Genomic DNA, 15,895 nt, shown 5'->3' with positions numbered 1-15,895 from the left:
ATCCGCTTCTCTTCAACCGGATGAACACGTTTTCCCGGCCTCCATCAATGAACATCTTACAAAGCTCAACATAAGTAACTTACATATTCATCCCTTCCGGGAACCAAGGACCATTTTCTCCATTTCCAGCCATGTGACGGATTAGGAATCCGATGTCAATCCTACTATTATGATAGGGATTATTTTAAGGTAAATTCCTCTTTTAAAATAGAACACTGAACGGCACCCCTCTCCCCTTTCAGAGCCCTATGCCGGATCTTTTCTTTTTTGCTGCGGCAAACTTTTTAAGAACTTAAAAATAGTTACTTACAGAGAAATCCATATTTCCAAACATCAATCACACTACCCTTATTTTTCCGATTGATACCTGTTTCAGTCTCTCTTTACGACTGAAGAAAAAATGCGGATTCCTAATCCGCTACTAGGTTCGTGTTGTTACAACACATTCACTACTGATTATTATTATGAGAATGACCATACCTTTGCCGCTGCGCCGCAGCCTGCTGGCCTCCGTGCTGATTCCCGTTTCCTTGTCCTTTTCCGCCTCCGCTGCGGATTTCATGGTAGACGCCGCCCAGACTTCCGACCCGGCCCATAACATCTATACCACTCTGGATGATCTGGCCCGCTCCGGCTCCCTGGCTGCCGGGGATACGGTGGTTCTGAATAATGACGACGCTTCCTTGACGACCGGCTTGACCGTTCCGGTCAACTTCCGTTCGGATGATCCGGACACGCCGCGCACGGTGAACTTATCCGGACTGGGGAAAAACCCCATGTACAATCTTACAGAGGGAGAGTATACGCTGGATATGGATTCCGTCATCTGGGCCAATGCCAACAGAGGGGTGATTCAGGCGCAAGGCGGCGATATATCCCTGGAACTCACCGGTCATGTCCAATTCCTTAATAATAGCGTTTTATCTGGCACCGGCCTCAATGCCGGAGGGGCGATTTATGTGAGTGGAGACCATTCAATAATGGCCCTGGGAGACCACGCAATCTTCCACGGCAATCATGCCTACGGCTACGGCTTTAACTACGGCACCAGCTACGGCGGAGCAATCTATATGGGTGGAAGCAATTCAACAATACTGACTTTTGGAGACGATGCTTCCTTTTCCGGCAATTACGCCTACGGCTCCTTCGATGGCGCCGGCGGAGCGATTTATATGAAAGGAAACAACATATCCCTAACCATCAGGAACGGAGCCTCATTCACCAATAATTATGCTTTCGTTAATGGCGGGGCTATTTTCCTGGATGGGAACAATACCGACAAGTTCAGCCGCTTTCTGGCCTTCACTCATGACGTTTTCTTCAGCGGAAACATGACCGGGGGAACGTTCACTCAACACAATGACGGCTCCTTCTCCGTGGAAAACGGCGTTGCCAACGCCATTCATGTATATGGAACCAGCCATCTTCAACTGGCAGCCGCCCAAGGAAGGGAGGTTCGCTTCAATGACCCCATCACCAGTTCAACCTACGGCATCATCAAGGAAAACGTCACCCTCTCCCTCAACCAATACACGGACGACGACGGCATCTCCCACGCTACGGACGGCACCGTCATCTTCAGCGGGGAACTCTACCAGGGGGACGACGCCCACCTTGTGGCCAGCCGCTACAGCGATTTCAAGGGCCAAACCACCCTCTACGGCGGCACCCTCATCCTGGAACACAATGTCGTCTTCGGCAACTCCCAGCTCAGGGACGATACTTCCATGACCCTGGAACACGGAACCCTGGAAATCACCGGGAGCAGCGTCATCAACGCCGCCTCCTTCACCATCGCCAACGGGGACGCCGTCCTTCGTCCCGGGACCAGCGCCTTCATCAATGCCAAGGACGTGGATCTCTCCCGCGGCTTTGTTTTTGACATGCAAAAGCAGGCGCAGGAAGCCGCCTCCCTGGCAAACACCAACGGACTCTCCATCTCCGCCTCCGGTTCCTTCACCCTGGGCGGCTCTATAGGGATTATGGACACGGGAATATCCGCCGATTATTTCTATGCGGACAATTCCTGGGAGCAACAGCGCACCTTCATCATCCTGACGGACGCCAGCCAGACCCACACGGATGACTTCTCCGGCGCCCATTCACTGGCTACCGGCTCCGACCGGGTGGACAGCCCCTATGCCTATACGGGCTCCTGGAGCCACCAGTGGGTGGATGCCGACGGAGACGGCTTCCCGGAACAACTCCAACTGGTCTGGACTCCCGCCGAGGACTCCGCTATCCGGGACATCCTGCCGGAACTGGCAGGGACTCTGGCCATGAACTCCATGTGGTCCAGCGCCGCCAACGCTCTTGGGATGTCCAGGGCCGCCCTGGGCCATCTGGATGCCCTGCGCTTTATCGCCGGACCGGAAAACAACTACTGGGTCAAGGGCATGGGGGATTTCCTCAACCACGCTTCCGAGGGAACCCGTGACGGCTTTGACTACCACGGCGGCGGCTATTCCGTGGGAGCGGACAGGAAAATCACTTCCCACACCGTTCTTGGCCTGGGCTTCGGTGACCTGTACGGCAAGATGAACGGGCGCCACTTTGCGGGGGATATTGACCAGCAGACGCGCACCGGCATGCTCTACGGGGGCTGGCACAAGGTTCTCAACCGGAAGAATACCCTGCTGGTGACGGGAACGGCAGGCTATGGCTGGACGGACAACAAGATGAATTCCTTCCATACGGGCGGACGGTCCCGCGGCAAGTGGACCAACGAAACCCTGTTTGGAACGCTGACCGGGAAGTGGAGCCGCCGGGTAGACGAGACCGTGGCGATGGAGGTCATGCTGGGGCTGGAGTATACGGACGTGACGCAGGAGGCGTTTACGGAAACGGGCTGGGACGCGAGGCGCTTTGAAAAGGGGCGCCTGAAGAATATGAGCGTGCCTGTAGGGGTGGGCCTGACGCACCGCAGTGAGCTGAAAGGGAGGGAATGGATCAACAGCGCGATGGTGAGCTACGTGCCGGACGTGTACCGTGAGAACCCGGGAGCGCAGGCGGAGCGGCTGCTCAACGGGTACCGGTGGGAAGCGCAGGGAACGTCTCCGGACCGGAATGCGGTGAGGGTGAACGTGAACAGCGCATTACAGCTGAATGCGCGCTGGAGGACGTATGCGGGGTACGAGTTTGAGGGAAGGAGCAAGGCCACGGCCCACCGGTTTAACGCCGGAGTCAGTTACGCTTATTGACAGAGCCTGATTGCAGGCGCCGGAAAACCGTTAAATTTACTTTATCTTTGACGGAAGACCAGCAACAAAGAGGCTGTGCAGAACGACTGCACAGCCTCTTTTTAACGTTAACGGGGAATGTTATTTTACTTTCCGGTCCATTTGCCCAGGAATTCCGCCGCATCCTTCCCTTCTGCAATGTGCCTGAGCAGGGCGCTGCCGAGAACGGCGGCGTCCGGGCGGGCGTCTTCCGGCAGGACATCCAGCTGGTCCGGCGTCTGGAGGCCGAAGCCCAGCGCCAGCGGCACGTCGAATACGGACCGGGCGCGGCGCATGGTTTCCGTGACGCTCTGCGTCAGGTCCACTTTCCCCCCCGTGGTGCCCAGCATGGAGACCACGTAAACGAAGCCGGAGGTATGGGGCTTGTATTCCCGCATGCGTTCCACGGAGGTGTTTGGGGCCACCAGCGTGACGAGCGTCAGGCCGCGGGGCTCAAAGGCCTCCCTGAAGATGCCGGATTCTTCCAGCGGCATGTCCGGAATGACGAAGCCGCTAACCCCGGCTTCCGCCGCATCCCGGGCAAGCCGTTCCAGCCCGTACTGGTAAAAGGGGTTCACGTACCCCATCAGCGCCAGTTTGGCGGAAAAGCGGTCCTTGCGGGCCTTCAGGCCGTCCAGAATCCATTTCAGGCTGACGCCGCGGGCCAGAGCGTCCCGCGAGGCCTGTTCAATGAACGGGCCGTCCGCCACGGGGTCCGAGAAGGGAACGCCTATTTCAATGATGTCCGCCCCGGCTCCGTCAATCCGTTCCAGATGGGTCCAGAAAGATTCCTTGTCCGGAAATCCGGCGGTGATGAAGGGGATGACGGCTCGCCTGCCGAGGGCATGGGCATGCTCCACGGCTTCCTGCAACGGTGATTTCTGCATGTTGTTCATGGAATATTGCTGCTTAAAGGTTCAGATATTTTTTAACGATGCTCAGATCCTTGTCCCCACGGCCGGAGAGGTTCACCAGCACGTCCCCCCCCTGCGGCAGTTCCTCTGCATGGTCCAGCACCCATGCCACGGCATGGGAGGATTCCAGAGCGGGGATGATGCCTTCCTCCTGAGTCAGGGTCTGGAAGGCGTTCAGCGCAGAGGCGTCACAGATGACGCCGTAATGCACCCGGCCGATTTCCGCCAGGTGGGAGTGCTCCGGCCCCACGCCGGGGTAGTCCAGCCCGGCGGAGATGGAGTGGGACGGCTGTATCTGCCCGTCTTCATCCTGCAAAAGCATGGTCACATGGCCGTGCAGCACGCCGGGGCTGCCCAGGTTGATGGGGGCGGAGTTGTAGCACCCGGGTTCCCCGGTGCCTCCGGCCTCCACGCCCACCAGGCGCACGCCTTCATCTTCCACAAAGGGGTGGAGCATGCCGATGGCGTTGGAGCCGCCGCCCACGCAAGCCACCACCACGTCCGGAAGCCTTCCGGCGCGTTCCAGCATCTGGGCGCGGGACTCCGTGCCGATGACGGACTGGAGCTGTTTGACCAGCGTGGGGAATGGATGGGGGCCCGCCGCCGTGCCGAAGCAGTACAGGGTGTCCTCCTGATGGGAAATCCAGTAGCGAAGGGCCTCGTTGATGGCGTCCTTCAAGGTGCGGGAACCGCTTTCAATCGGGAACACGCGGGCACCCAGCAGCTTCATGCGCATCACGTTCATGGATTGGCGCTCCACATCCTCCGCCCCCATGAAGATGGTGCAGTCCATCTTGAGCCGGGCCGCCGCCGTAGCCGTGGCCACGCCGTGCTGCCCCGCCCCGGTCTCCGCAATGAGGCGGGTTTTCCCCATCATCTTGGCCAGCAGGGCCTGCCCCAGCGCGTTATTGATCTTGTGCGCTCCGGTGTGCAGCAGGTCCTCCCGCTTCAGCCACAGGCGGAAACCCAGTTTTTCCGAGAGGTGGGGACAGAACGTGAGGGGCGTTTCACGGCCCGCGTAATTGACCAGCAGGTCCTGGAGCGCGTCCCGGTACTCGCGGGACGGCATGATGGCGGCCATGGCTTCCTCCAGCTCCATGAGCGGGGGGCGCAGCGCTTCCGGTACGAAGCGGCCGCCGAAGTTGCCGAAATATCCTTTTTTGTTCATGCGATGTGGTAAGGGGTGTAGGAGATGAGAGGTTTGAGGGCCGCCAGCAGTTTCTGCGGGCTTTTCTGGCCGGGAATGGCTTCCACGCCGGAGTTCAGGTCAATGCCGTTCGGGGTGCACTGTTCCAGCGCCTTGTTCAGTGAGGCGGAGGAAAGGCCGCCCGCCAGGAACCAGGGCCGGGGGGACTGGAGGGCCGCCAGGGCGTTCCAGTCCAGGGGGACGCCGTGGCCGCCGCCGCGGCTGCCTGCATCCAGCAGGAACCAGGCGCAGCTGTCCGCCCACAGTTCCATTTCCTTCTGAAGGGCCTCCAGGGATTCATACCGGTCCGGCCACAGCACGCGGATGACCTTTTCCGGGCCTATGCGGCGGGCGCATTCCAGGGACTGGGCGCCGTGGAGCTGGGCGAATTCCAGACGGGCCGTCTTCATGGTTTCCATGATTTCCTCCGCATCCTGGTTCACGAAGACGCCCACGCGGCGCACCAGCGCGGAATCCAGCGCGGCGGCGCGTTCCGGCGCAATGTAGCGCGGACTGCCGGGATGGAATATGAACCCGCAGAAGTGGGCCCCCATCCCCATGGCGGTTGACAAGTCACTCTGGCGGGTAATCCCGCACACCTTGATTGCGAATGAATGTTTCTTCATCTTGTTTCTTCTAAAATTGCGGCCAGGGTTTCACCCGGCTTTCCGCCGTCCATCAGGGCGGTGCCCATCAGTACGGCCTGGAAGCCCGCTTCCGCGGCTTCCCTGAGATGCGCTCCCGTGCTCATGGCGCTGGCGGCGATCCACGCTTCCCCCTCCCGGCGGAGTTTGCCCATCTCCAGACAGGCCCGCCTGTCCGTCTTCAAGGTATCCAGGTCACGGGCGTTCACCTGGATGATGCGCGCCCCGGATTCCCTGGCAATTTCCAGGTCCGCCCCGTCAAAGACCTCCACCACGGCGTGCATGCCGTAGGCTTCCGCCTGTTCCCGCAGGATGCGGAGGGTCCGGGCATCCGGCGTCAGGCGCACGATGAGCAGCAGGGCGGAGGCCGGGGTGGAGGCCGTCTCCATCACCTGGAGCTGGTGGAAGATGAAGTCCTTGCGCAGCAGGGGGAGCCCCGCGCGGTGCATGCGTTCCAGGTACCCGATGCGGCCGCCGAAGAACCGCTCCTCCGTCAGCACGGAGATGCAGGAGGCGCCCGCAGCGGCATATTGTTCCGCCACTTCCTCCGGCTTCAACCCGGTGGCAATGACGCCGCGGGACGGGGAGGATTGCTTGAACTCCGCAATCACGGCCACGGGCTGCCCGGCGGGGGGAGCCGCAATGGCCTTCAGAAAGTCCGGCCTGCGCCCCTTCCAGGGCCGGGGCAGTTCCCGCCGGGACGCCAGGTCCGTGAGCAGGGCTATTTCCTCCGCCTTGGCTTCCCTGAACCGGTCAAGCAACATGGAGCGTTCTCCTTCCTACTCCGGCGCAAACGGCCTCACGGGCCTTCGCCATGCAGACGGAGAGGTCCATGTGGTCCTCCAGCAGGAACATGGCCACCCCCACGTTCAGAATCACCATGTCCATCATGGCCCGGGGGCCCTTGCCGTACAGGATGTCCTTCAGCACGGCTACGGCTTCCTTCTTGGAATGGACGGCCAGCTCCTCCGGGTCACAGGGGGAGATGCCGTAATCCGCAGGGTCCAGCGTCATGGGGGTGAGCTTTCCGTTATGGACGATCATCATCTTGGTGGGCCCCAGGGGCGTCACCTCGTCATACCCGCCTGCCCCGTACACTACGGCCGCCTTCCGGATATGGGACTGCCGGAGCGTTTCCGCCAGCAGTTCCACCAGTTCCGGACGGGCCACGCCCAGCAGAATGTGCGTGGGGCGCGCCGGGTTGATCAGGGGCCCCAGCAGGTTGAACAGCGTGCGGATGCCCAGCTCCCTGCGGATGGGCCCCACGTTGCGGAATGCCGGGTGGAAATTGGGGGCGAACAGGAAGGCGAAGTTCCGCTCGTCCAGCAGGTGCTGGACATCCTCCGGAGCCACGTCCAGCGGGAAGCCCAGGCCTTCCAGGGCATCCGCGGAACCGCAGGAGGAGGACACGGCGCGGTTGCCGTGCTTCACTACCTTGTACCCCATTCCGGCCAGCGTCAGGGACGTGGCGGTGGAGCAGTTGAAGGAGCTGCGGCCGTCTCCACCCGTGCCCACTACGTCTATGCAATCCCCTTCCAGCCCTTCCACGCGGTTGGCGCGGCCCAGGGCGATGCCTACGGCGTGGGCCATTTCCAGCGGGGTTTCCCCCTTCATGCGGAGGCCCATCAGGAAGCACCCGGCCTGGGCCGGAGACATGCGGCCGTCCATGATGTCCGCGAATCCGGCGGCGGCCATGTCAGCCGTCAGGTCCTGCCCGGCAGCCAGCGCGTCCAGAATGAGGCTGATCCTCTTTTCCTTCTGGCCGGAGGGGACGACGTTGTCCGGGAAATTCCCCAGGAGCTGGAGGCCGTCCGGCGTCAGGATGGATTCCGGATGGAACTGGATGCCCACCCACGGGCGGTCATTGTACCGCAGAGCCATGACTTCCCCTTCCGGTCCGCGGGAGGTGACGGTAAAGCGGGGGTTGGGCTCGTCCTCCTTGGACTGGACTACCAGGGAATGGTAGCGGCCCACGGTCATGGGGTTGGGGAGCCCGGTAAACAGCCCCTTGCCGTCATGGATGATGTCAGAGCTTTTCCCGTGCATCACGTACGGGGCGCGGGAAACCTCCGCCCCGGCAAAGCAGCCCAGAAGCTGGTGCCCCAGGCAGACGCCCAGCACGGGGATATTCGCGGGAAGGCGTTCCAGGAACTCCAGGCAAAGCCCGGCGTTGCGCGGATGGCTGGGACCGGGAGAAATGCACACGGCCTCCAGGTCCGGGCTGGCCGCCAGGTCCAGAATGCGGGGATCGTCATTCGTGTACACCACGGGCTTGCGCCCCAGGGCGTAAAATGCCTGCACCAGATTCCACGAGAAGGAATCGTAATTATCAATGAACAGAAACATGGTCTTCTCCTTTCAATATCACGTCAATAATCTTGCCCTTGTTCATGCACTCCTGCCATTCCGCGGCGGGGTCCGAATCATACACGATGCCGGCGCCGGCCTGCCAGTGGATGCGGCCGTCCTTCACCCACATGCTGCGGATGGTAATGCCGGAATCCATATGGACGCCGCCCTTGTCCAGGCCCAGCCAGCCGATGCACCCGGCGTACGGGCCGCGCGGCAGGGGCTCTTCTTCCGCCAGAATCTCCATGGCGCGCACCTTGGGGGCGCCGCTGACCGTTCCGGCGGGGAAGGCCGCGCCGAGGATGTCCAGGGCATCCAGCCCGTCGTTCACCTGGGCAGTCACGCGGGAAGTCATGTGCATTACATGGGAAAAACGTTCAATCTCCATCAGGCGTTCCAGCTTTACGGAACCGGGCTTGGCGACGCGGCCCAGGTCATTGCGGCCCAGGTCCACCAGCATCACGTGTTCCGAGCATTCCTTGGGATCTTTTAACAGGTCCGCTGCCAGGGCGGCGTCCTCCTCGTCATCCCTGCCGCGCTTGCGCGTCCCGGCAATGGGGGAGAGCTGAAGCTTGCCGTCCGTGCAGCGCACCATCAGTTCCGGGGAGGAGCCGAACAGCGCGACCTCCGGCAGGCGCATGAAAAACATGTACGGGGAGGGATTAATGCTGCGCATGCGGCGGTACAGCGTGAAGGCGTCTCCGTGAAATTCCGCGGAGGCCTGGGAGGAAAGAACCACCTGGATGGCTTCTCCGTCATGCAGCAGTTCCTTGATATGCTCCACGCCCTTCATGTAGCTCGCCTGGTCCGGGGTGCGGGAGACCTCCCCGATGGAAGGTTCTTCCGTTTCATGCAGGGCGGCATGGGACAGGTCCCGGTGTTCCCCCAGGCTGATCTGGGTGAGGCGGTTGTACAAATGGTCAAACACGATGACGGTTCCGGCCAGTACCAGGCAGGACTCCGCTGAAGAAGGGCTGATGGCCTGCGCCAGCTTGGGCTGGAACAGGGCGGCGGTTTCATAACCGAAGTAACCGTACAGGGCCCGCGTGATGGGGGCCTGCCTCTTGTCGTCCCCCACCAGTTCCAGACGCTGCATCAGGGCGCGCAGGCCGTCCAGGTAAGGCAGGCCGTCCAGCTCCTTCAGGGAGGCCAGGCGGTCGTCGCTGATGGAGAGGGAAAGTTTGGCCTCCACACAGGAAACGGTCATCAGGTAATCACAGGCGATGACGCTGTAGCGGCCCCACCTGCCGTCCACTTCCGCGCTTTCCAGCAGAAGGCCGGGGGTTTGTTCCTGGGTGAGGCTCAGGAACAGGCTGATGGGCGTCTCCAGGTCCGCGCTCAGGCGGCGGCTGCGCTGTTGGAGGGTGATGATGGATGGTGGTTGCATGAATGGTTCATTGTATAAGTTGAAAATAAAAAAACTGCTTTGACTCGCGGAGGAATCAAAGCAGTTCTTGAAAAATGGTCATAGCTGAATGCTACTACTGCACCTCGGGATTCCCCCGTCCGGACATGGGTACGCGCCACCAATAGCCGTTGCCATCATAACGGTTCTTGCTAAAAAAGGGCTGTACGGTGCTGAATTGCATCTGCGCGTTTATTACTCCTCCGCCCCGCTCTTGTCAACGGAACTTTCCCGTGATGACAAAAAACAGCTACCCTCTACCTCCCGGGCCAAAGAAACAAGATGCCTCTCCCGAGTTCTCCAAAGGAACCGCCTGTCATTCTCCCGCCGGAGGAACGGCACTGCAACTATGGAGTTGCAGCTTTATCACTTCTTTTTCCTGTACAGCTTGTCATGCTCCTGGCGGTGTTTTCCCTTATACAGGAAATCAGTCTTGTTGTCCCTGCCGACGGTGCGATCAATCAGGCTGGGAATGTCTTCTTTTGAATATCCGGCTTCCAGAATGAAATTCTCCACCTTTCCGTATTGACCGGGGAATTCGGAGACGAGCAATTCCATGAAGGATTTTTCAAGATCCCTGACTTCGTCTTTAAATACTTCATTTCTCGTCTCGATAAAAGAACGGTGACGCGAACCCTCCCGCATCATCTTGAGGATTTCCTGAACAGGAAGATGTCTGATTCTTTCTATTTCACGCTTCCGGAATTCTTTTTCCTTGTCGGAAAGAGGCGGTACGGGATTTCCCTGTGCGTCCCGCTGGTAGGGGTTGGGCTCCTGCGCGTTTTTGTACTGTTTCAGGATGCGGGCATAATAGGGAAGAAACAGGCGCCGGATGATCTGCTTTTTGACGGGTTCCTTGATTTTGTGCGTATTCCGGACCAGACCGATATATTTCTCCATGAGGAGGCAGGCTTCGGACTTGCGGTGAATATCAATCCTATCATCATCCATATAAACATCCGGTTCTATTTCCCGGTACGTTTTGTAGGTAAAAAGGGGTGCCGAAACTACCAGATAATAATTCCATATTTTCTCTTTCAACTCGGTATCAATATTATCCCGAGTCGTCAAACTGAAGGTGAGCGTATGTTTTCTAGCCCCGTTATAAAAGGATTTGAGCCGCATGTCCTTCAGAAACCCGGCGAGTTCCCGGATGGTGGCGGAGGGCTGCTTGTACTGCTCAAGGCATGCCGGGCTCTCCAGGGGAGGATCGGAGTAGGCCTGATTGCCCTTCCCGATCATCAGGCAGACAACACACGTGCATATAGGTGATAACAGGTTCATTACTCTTTAATCCTCATCGCTGGTTCTTTTAAACGTGATGCCAAATTTTTCAACAACCGTTTTTGTTGTATTTTGATCGACAGCTTCAATGTGATACTTTTGATTTGTTCTACCTAAAAAGATGGAATCCTCTTGTTCGCTTCCTTTTCCTCCCTCTCCACAATGAATATGGAAGTTACATACAAACCAAAAAATTTGAGGATTATGTCCGGAGTCGCGAATCGTTTGAAGAACTTCCTGTTTCTCTCGAGTATCCCCCATCATATCATAAAAATTATTTTTATCCTGAATGGGAGCGGCTATGTTGCACGTTGCATGTTCCATTGCCAGTTCCGGTTTCGGCTGCGGAGGTTTTCCATTTTTTCCATCCCACATAAGCCCCCCATCCCGCTCAATAATCCTGATTTCCTTGAAACTGACATTAGTAGGAAAAAGAGTTACTTTAATAAATCCCAAAACACCGTGTTCTCCCCTGGGTATTTTAAAATCGGCCGTATTGGCGGAAAAGCCATGACCCAAGTCCATCTGCCCCTCATGCTTCACCTTCGCCGTCTTTTTAGGAACTCTGATATTGACGGTGATTTTAGCTTGCTTGCCTCCGCTGGTTTTGGCTGTAACGGTGACACGGGCATCTTTGGTTAAATCTTTTCTGGCTGTCAGGGTGATCTTTTGTGAACCTTTGAATGGATTAGTGTCTGTCTGCAGGAAGCCGTCTCCTTTGATGTTCCAGGTAAGCTCTTCAATATTTCCCTTGGGCTTGCCGATAAGAAGTAAGGTAATATTCTCTCCGACGCCTATATTTTTCCTTTTTCTGTCTTCTTCCTTGCCCTCTTCACCTCCTCCCTTGATGTAATAGTCCGCAGAACATAATTCTGTCCGGGATTTGATCCGGAGAGGCTCGTAAGATTCTTCTTCCGTTTCCTCAATGTCATCATCCTTTTCATCTGCAGCCCCCAAGAAACTGAAGCTGAATGAAGCTGCCAGGAAACAGCACAGAAGCCGGAAGAAGGAGAGAGATGAAGAAAGACGAGTAAACATACCCTATCTGGCTTTTAGTAAAGTACATACTAATACCATTTTTGTAAATAAAAATAAGATCAGTTTTTTGGAAGAGTCATCTTTGTTCTGAACCTTTCCGATGCAGTGGGTAGAAGCACAGACAGAAATTTGACCATTGACCATCAGAGCCTAAAAATCATATCCCCTCCATTAAAAAAGGGAGCACCGCCAATTCCGCGGGGCTCCCTCTGTTTTTCATGAAGGAATCTTCCTGTTTAGAACAGCGTCACGGCGATGTTCACGCCGGCGGTGACGATGGCCACCATGCTCATGAGCTTGATCAGGATGTTCAGGGACGGTCCGGACGTATCCTTAAAGGGGTCCCCCACGGTGTCGCCGATGACGGCGGCCTTATGGCTTTCCGAACCCTTGCCGCCCACGTGGCCCTGTTCAATGTATTTCTTGGCATTGTCCCATGCGCCGCCGGAGTTCGCCATGAACACGGCCAGCACGAAGCCGGAGGCCAGGCCGCCGGCCAGCAGGCCGAACACGCCGGGAACGCCGAACACAAGGCCCATGCAGATGGGAGTGATGACAGCCAGCACGGACGGCCAGATCATTTCATGCTGCGCGCCCGCCGTGGAGATTTCCACGCAGCGCACGTAATCCGGCTCCGCTTCTCCGGTCAGGATGCCCTTGATTTCCTTAAACTGGCGGCGCACTTCCTTCACCATCTTCTCCGCGGCGCGGCCCACGGCGTTCATGGTCAGGCCGCAGAACAGGAAGGACATCATGGCACCCACGAAGAGGCCCATGAGCACCTTCGGGTTCATCAGGGTCACCTGGAAATAGCCCATGAAATCCGCCAGGGAAGCGGTGGTGATCTTGGAGACCTCCACGCTCACGGCGTCATTAATCTTGTAAACGGTGTTGCCCGTGGCTTCACTCCAGTGGAGGATGGAAATTTTCAGTTCTTCAATGTAGGAGGCCAGCAGCGCCAGCGCGGTCAGCGCGGCGGAACCGATGGCGAAGCCCTTGCCTGTGGCGGCGGTCGTATTGCCCAGGGCATCCAGAGCGTCCGTGCGGCGGCGCACTTCCGGGTCCAGCTTGCTCATTTCCGCATTGCCCCCGGCGTTGTCGGAAATGGGGCCGTAGGCGTCCGTCGCCAGGGTGAGGCCCAGCGTGGAAAGCATGCCGACGGCGGCAATGCCGATGCCGTACAGCCCCTTGCTCATTTCAGCTCCAGTGAAATGCCAGTCTCCGGAAGCCATGCCGTAAGCCAGAACAGTGCCCACCACGATGGTGATGACGGGAATGCAGGTGGAAATCATGCCGATGCCGATGCCGGAAATAATGACCGTGGCAGGCCCCGTCTTCGCGCTGTGGGCAATCTTGCGGCAGGGGTAGGAATCATGGGAGGTGTAATGCTCCGTGCTCTTCCCGATGACGATGCCTACTGCCAGGCCGGTGACGATGGCGCCCCAGATGCCCGCCCAGTTATCCAGGCCGATGAGCTGGAGCAGGAAGGCGGAGGCAATGGCGATCAGGAAGGAACTCAGGTTGATGCCGCGGTTCAGGGCGGCCATCAGCTCCGTCTGGGAGGCGCCGCGCTTCACACGCACCGCGTATACGCCCAGCAGGGAAAGAATGGTGCCCAGGGCCGCAATCAGCATGGGCGTGAGAACGGCTTTGATCGCCATTTCCGGCACGGCCATGTAAGCCGCCGCGCCAAGGGCGGCGGAAGCCAGGATGGAACCGCAGTAGGACTCGTAAAGGTCCGCGCCCATGCCAGCCACGTCCCCCACGTTGTCGCCCACGTTATCCGCGATGGTGGCGGGGTTGCGGGGATCGTCCTCCGGAATGCCGGCTTCCACCTTCCCGACCAGGTCAGCCCCCACGTCCGCGGCCTTCGTGAAAATGCCGCCGCCCACGCGGGCGAACAGGGCCTGGAGGGAGGCCCCCATGCCGAAGGTCAGCATGGTGGTGGTGATGACGACCAGGCGCATGGAAAGCTCCATGTCTCCGTAAAACCAGTCCAGCACCCAGTACCAGGCGCCGATGTCAAGCATGGCAAGGCCCACCACGGTCAGGCCGAGCACGGCGCCGGAGCGGAAGGCGATCTGAAGGCCGGCGTCCAGGGAATGGCGGCAGGCGTTCGCCACGCGGCCGGAGGCGTATGTGGCCGTCTTCATGCCGATGTAACCGGCCAGGCCGGAGAAAAAGCCGCCGGAAATGAAAGCGAACGGAACCCAGGGATTCTGGATGTGGAGGCAGTACGCCAGAAAAGCGAATACAACGGTGATCAGCACAAAGAAAATGGCGACGATCTTGTATTGCTGCCGCAGGTACGCCATGGCGCCGCTGCGAACGTGTTTGGCGATCATCTTCATGACCTCGTTCCCCTCATCCTGGGCTTTCATACGGTAAAAGAAGACGCCCGCAAAAACGAGAGCCAGCACCGAAGCCGACGGAATGAGCCAAAATAAATCCTGGATGGTTATCATTGTCAGTACACTTTAAATTAAAGTGGAAGGATCGTACCACCTGCTCCACTTTACTCCAAGAAAAAACCCCCGTTCCGGATGGAAAATTCACCTTCCTGCGGAAAGACCAGACCAACGGGAAAACCAGGGGGTATTTCCGGAAGAAACAAGGGGCGCCCCAATTAATCCAATTCCCTGTCCGGAGCCCCCTGCGGCCTGCTCCGGACAGGCAGGAAAGCCTTTTTACGGCTCTTTCCCCGCTTCCCCCCCTCCCCGGATGGGAAAGCGCCCGGGATCAAGCCCATCCAACACATGCGCCAGCACTGCGGATGGGAACAGACCGGAAGCGTGCCCCTGCCGGAGAACGGGATCATGAGAGGAAGAGTGGAAGGAAAAAAGCCTCCCATCAGCAGGAGCTGCGGCTACCTGTCCGCCATTCCATCAATAACGGAAAGCTCCTCCGGCGTGAACCGGGCATGTTCCAGCGCTTTCAGGCAATCCCTGATCTGGGAAGGGCGGCTGGCGCCTATCAGGGCCGTGGTCACCACGGAGTCCCTCAGCACCCAGGCCAGAGCCATCTGCGCGAGGCTCTGCCCGCGGCTCCGGGCCAGTTCAGCCAGCCGGCGGATTTTACCTTCATGCTCCCGGACACGCTCTTCCGTTAAAAAAACGGAGGAACCCGCCGCGCGGGAATCCGCGGGAATGCCCTCCAGATAGCGGTCCGTCAACATGCCCTGGGCCAGCGGGGAAAAGGCCACGCAGCCGGTGCCCGTCTCCCTGATAGCCTGGAAAACGGCCTCCTCCGGCTCACGGTTGAACATGTTGTAACGGAGCTGGTGCACCAGGCATGGCACACGGGCCTCCCGGAGCATGGCGCAGATCTGCCTGGTCTGTTCCGCCGGGAATTTGGAAATGCCGGCATACAGGGCCTTGCCGGATTGCACCGCCGTGACAAGGGCTCCCGCCGTTTCCTCCACCGGAGTCTCCGGATCATACCGGTGCGCATAAAAAATATCCACGTAATCCAGCTTCATGCGGGAGAGGGACTGGTCCAGGCTGGCAAGCATGTGCTTGCGGGAACCCCAGTCCCCGTACGGCCCCTCCCACATCAGATGCCCTGCCTTGGTAGCGATGACAAGCTCATCACGGAAACGGGACAAATCCTGCATGAAAATGCGGCCGAAGCATTCTTCCGCGGAACCGGGAGGCGGTCCGTAATTATTTGCCAAGTCAAAATACGTGATGCCGGCGTCAAAGGCGCCGTGGATAAGCCGCCGCGCATTCTCAAAATCATCGGCAGAACCGAAATTATGCCAAAGCCCCAGGGAAACAGGGGGAAGCAGCAGCCCGCTGTGCCCGCAGCGGCGGTAGTCCAGATGGCTGTAACGGCCGGGATCAGGAAGATAACTCATC

At 58.7% G+C, this 15,895-nt stretch carries 12 protein-coding genes; 2 read left to right on the top strand and 10 right to left on the bottom strand.

What is annotated here, in order from left to right:
* Positions 1–470: 470 nt before the first annotated feature.
* The gene (locus ABGM91_RS08280) at positions 471–3,200 is read left to right on the top strand and encodes an autotransporter domain-containing protein (protein WP_354831317.1); all 2,730 of its coding nucleotides are present in this window, start codon (positions 471–473) and stop codon (positions 3,198–3,200) included.
* 125 nt (positions 3,201–3,325) lie between these two features.
* On the opposite strand, the gene trpA is transcribed toward ABGM91_RS08280, so the two are convergent.
* The 7 genes from trpA to ABGM91_RS08245 all read right to left on the bottom strand — a co-directional run bounded on the left by trpA (position 3,326) and on the right by ABGM91_RS08245 (position 10,274).
* Positions 3,326–4,105, bottom strand: coding sequence for a tryptophan synthase subunit alpha (gene trpA / locus ABGM91_RS08275; protein WP_354831314.1), 780 nt, complete (start codon positions 4,103–4,105; stop codon positions 3,326–3,328).
* A gap of 22 nt (positions 4,106–4,127) precedes the next feature.
* Positions 4,128–5,300 (bottom strand): tryptophan synthase subunit beta, encoded by a 1,173-nt coding sequence (gene trpB / locus ABGM91_RS08270; protein ID WP_354831311.1) that lies wholly within the window; start codon positions 5,298–5,300, stop codon positions 4,128–4,130.
* Positions 5,297–5,944, bottom strand: a complete 648-nt coding sequence (locus ABGM91_RS08265; protein WP_354831309.1) for a phosphoribosylanthranilate isomerase — start codon at positions 5,942–5,944, stop codon at positions 5,297–5,299. Before ABGM91_RS08265 ends, trpB begins: the two co-directional genes overlap by 4 nt.
* Positions 5,941–6,726: an indole-3-glycerol-phosphate synthase gene (locus tag ABGM91_RS08260; protein WP_354831307.1), complete on the bottom strand. Its 786-nt coding sequence runs from the start codon at positions 6,724–6,726 to the stop codon at positions 5,941–5,943. Before ABGM91_RS08260 ends, ABGM91_RS08265 begins: the two co-directional genes overlap by 4 nt.
* Positions 6,716–8,308 (bottom strand): anthranilate phosphoribosyltransferase, encoded by a 1,593-nt coding sequence (gene trpD, locus ABGM91_RS08255; protein WP_354831304.1) that lies wholly within the window; start codon positions 8,306–8,308, stop codon positions 6,716–6,718. The genes ABGM91_RS08260 and trpD overlap by 11 nt, the downstream gene beginning before the upstream one ends.
* A complete protein-coding gene (locus ABGM91_RS08250; protein WP_354831301.1) occupies positions 8,292–9,698 on the bottom strand; it encodes an anthranilate synthase component I family protein in 1,407 nt (468 codons plus the stop codon). Before ABGM91_RS08250 ends, trpD begins: the two co-directional genes overlap by 17 nt.
* A 384-nt stretch (positions 9,699–10,082) precedes the next feature.
* Positions 10,083–10,274, bottom strand: coding sequence for a hypothetical protein (locus ABGM91_RS08245; RefSeq protein WP_354831298.1), 192 nt, complete (start codon positions 10,272–10,274; stop codon positions 10,083–10,085).
* Between the two features lie 114 nt (positions 10,275–10,388).
* Here ABGM91_RS08245 and ABGM91_RS08240 point away from each other — a divergent pair, with 114 nt between their 5' ends.
* A complete protein-coding gene (locus ABGM91_RS08240; protein WP_354831296.1) occupies positions 10,389–10,988 on the top strand; it encodes a hypothetical protein in 600 nt (199 codons plus the stop codon).
* An 18-nt stretch (positions 10,989–11,006) separates the two neighbouring features.
* On the opposite strand, the gene ABGM91_RS08235 is transcribed toward ABGM91_RS08240, so the two are convergent.
* From ABGM91_RS08235 to ABGM91_RS08225, 3 genes are all read right to left on the bottom strand, one after another.
* On the bottom strand, positions 11,007–12,038 hold the full coding sequence (locus ABGM91_RS08235; RefSeq protein ID WP_354831293.1) for a hypothetical protein: 1,032 nt from the start codon (positions 12,036–12,038) through the stop codon (positions 11,007–11,009).
* 236 nt (positions 12,039–12,274) lie between these two features.
* Positions 12,275–14,503, bottom strand: coding sequence for a sodium-translocating pyrophosphatase (locus ABGM91_RS08230; RefSeq protein ID WP_215429937.1), 2,229 nt, complete (start codon positions 14,501–14,503; stop codon positions 12,275–12,277).
* Between the two features lie 401 nt (positions 14,504–14,904).
* A complete protein-coding gene (locus ABGM91_RS08225; protein ID WP_354834846.1) occupies positions 14,905–15,894 on the bottom strand; it encodes an aldo/keto reductase in 990 nt (329 codons plus the stop codon).
* Position 15,895: the final 1 nt, after the last annotated feature.

Source organism: Akkermansia muciniphila (genome assembly GCF_040616545.1).
GTDB lineage: Bacteria > Verrucomicrobiota > Verrucomicrobiia > Verrucomicrobiales > Akkermansiaceae > Akkermansia > Akkermansia muciniphila_E.
Note: the sequence above shows the minus strand (reverse complement) of the source record. Positions and strands in the feature narration are given on the sequence as shown.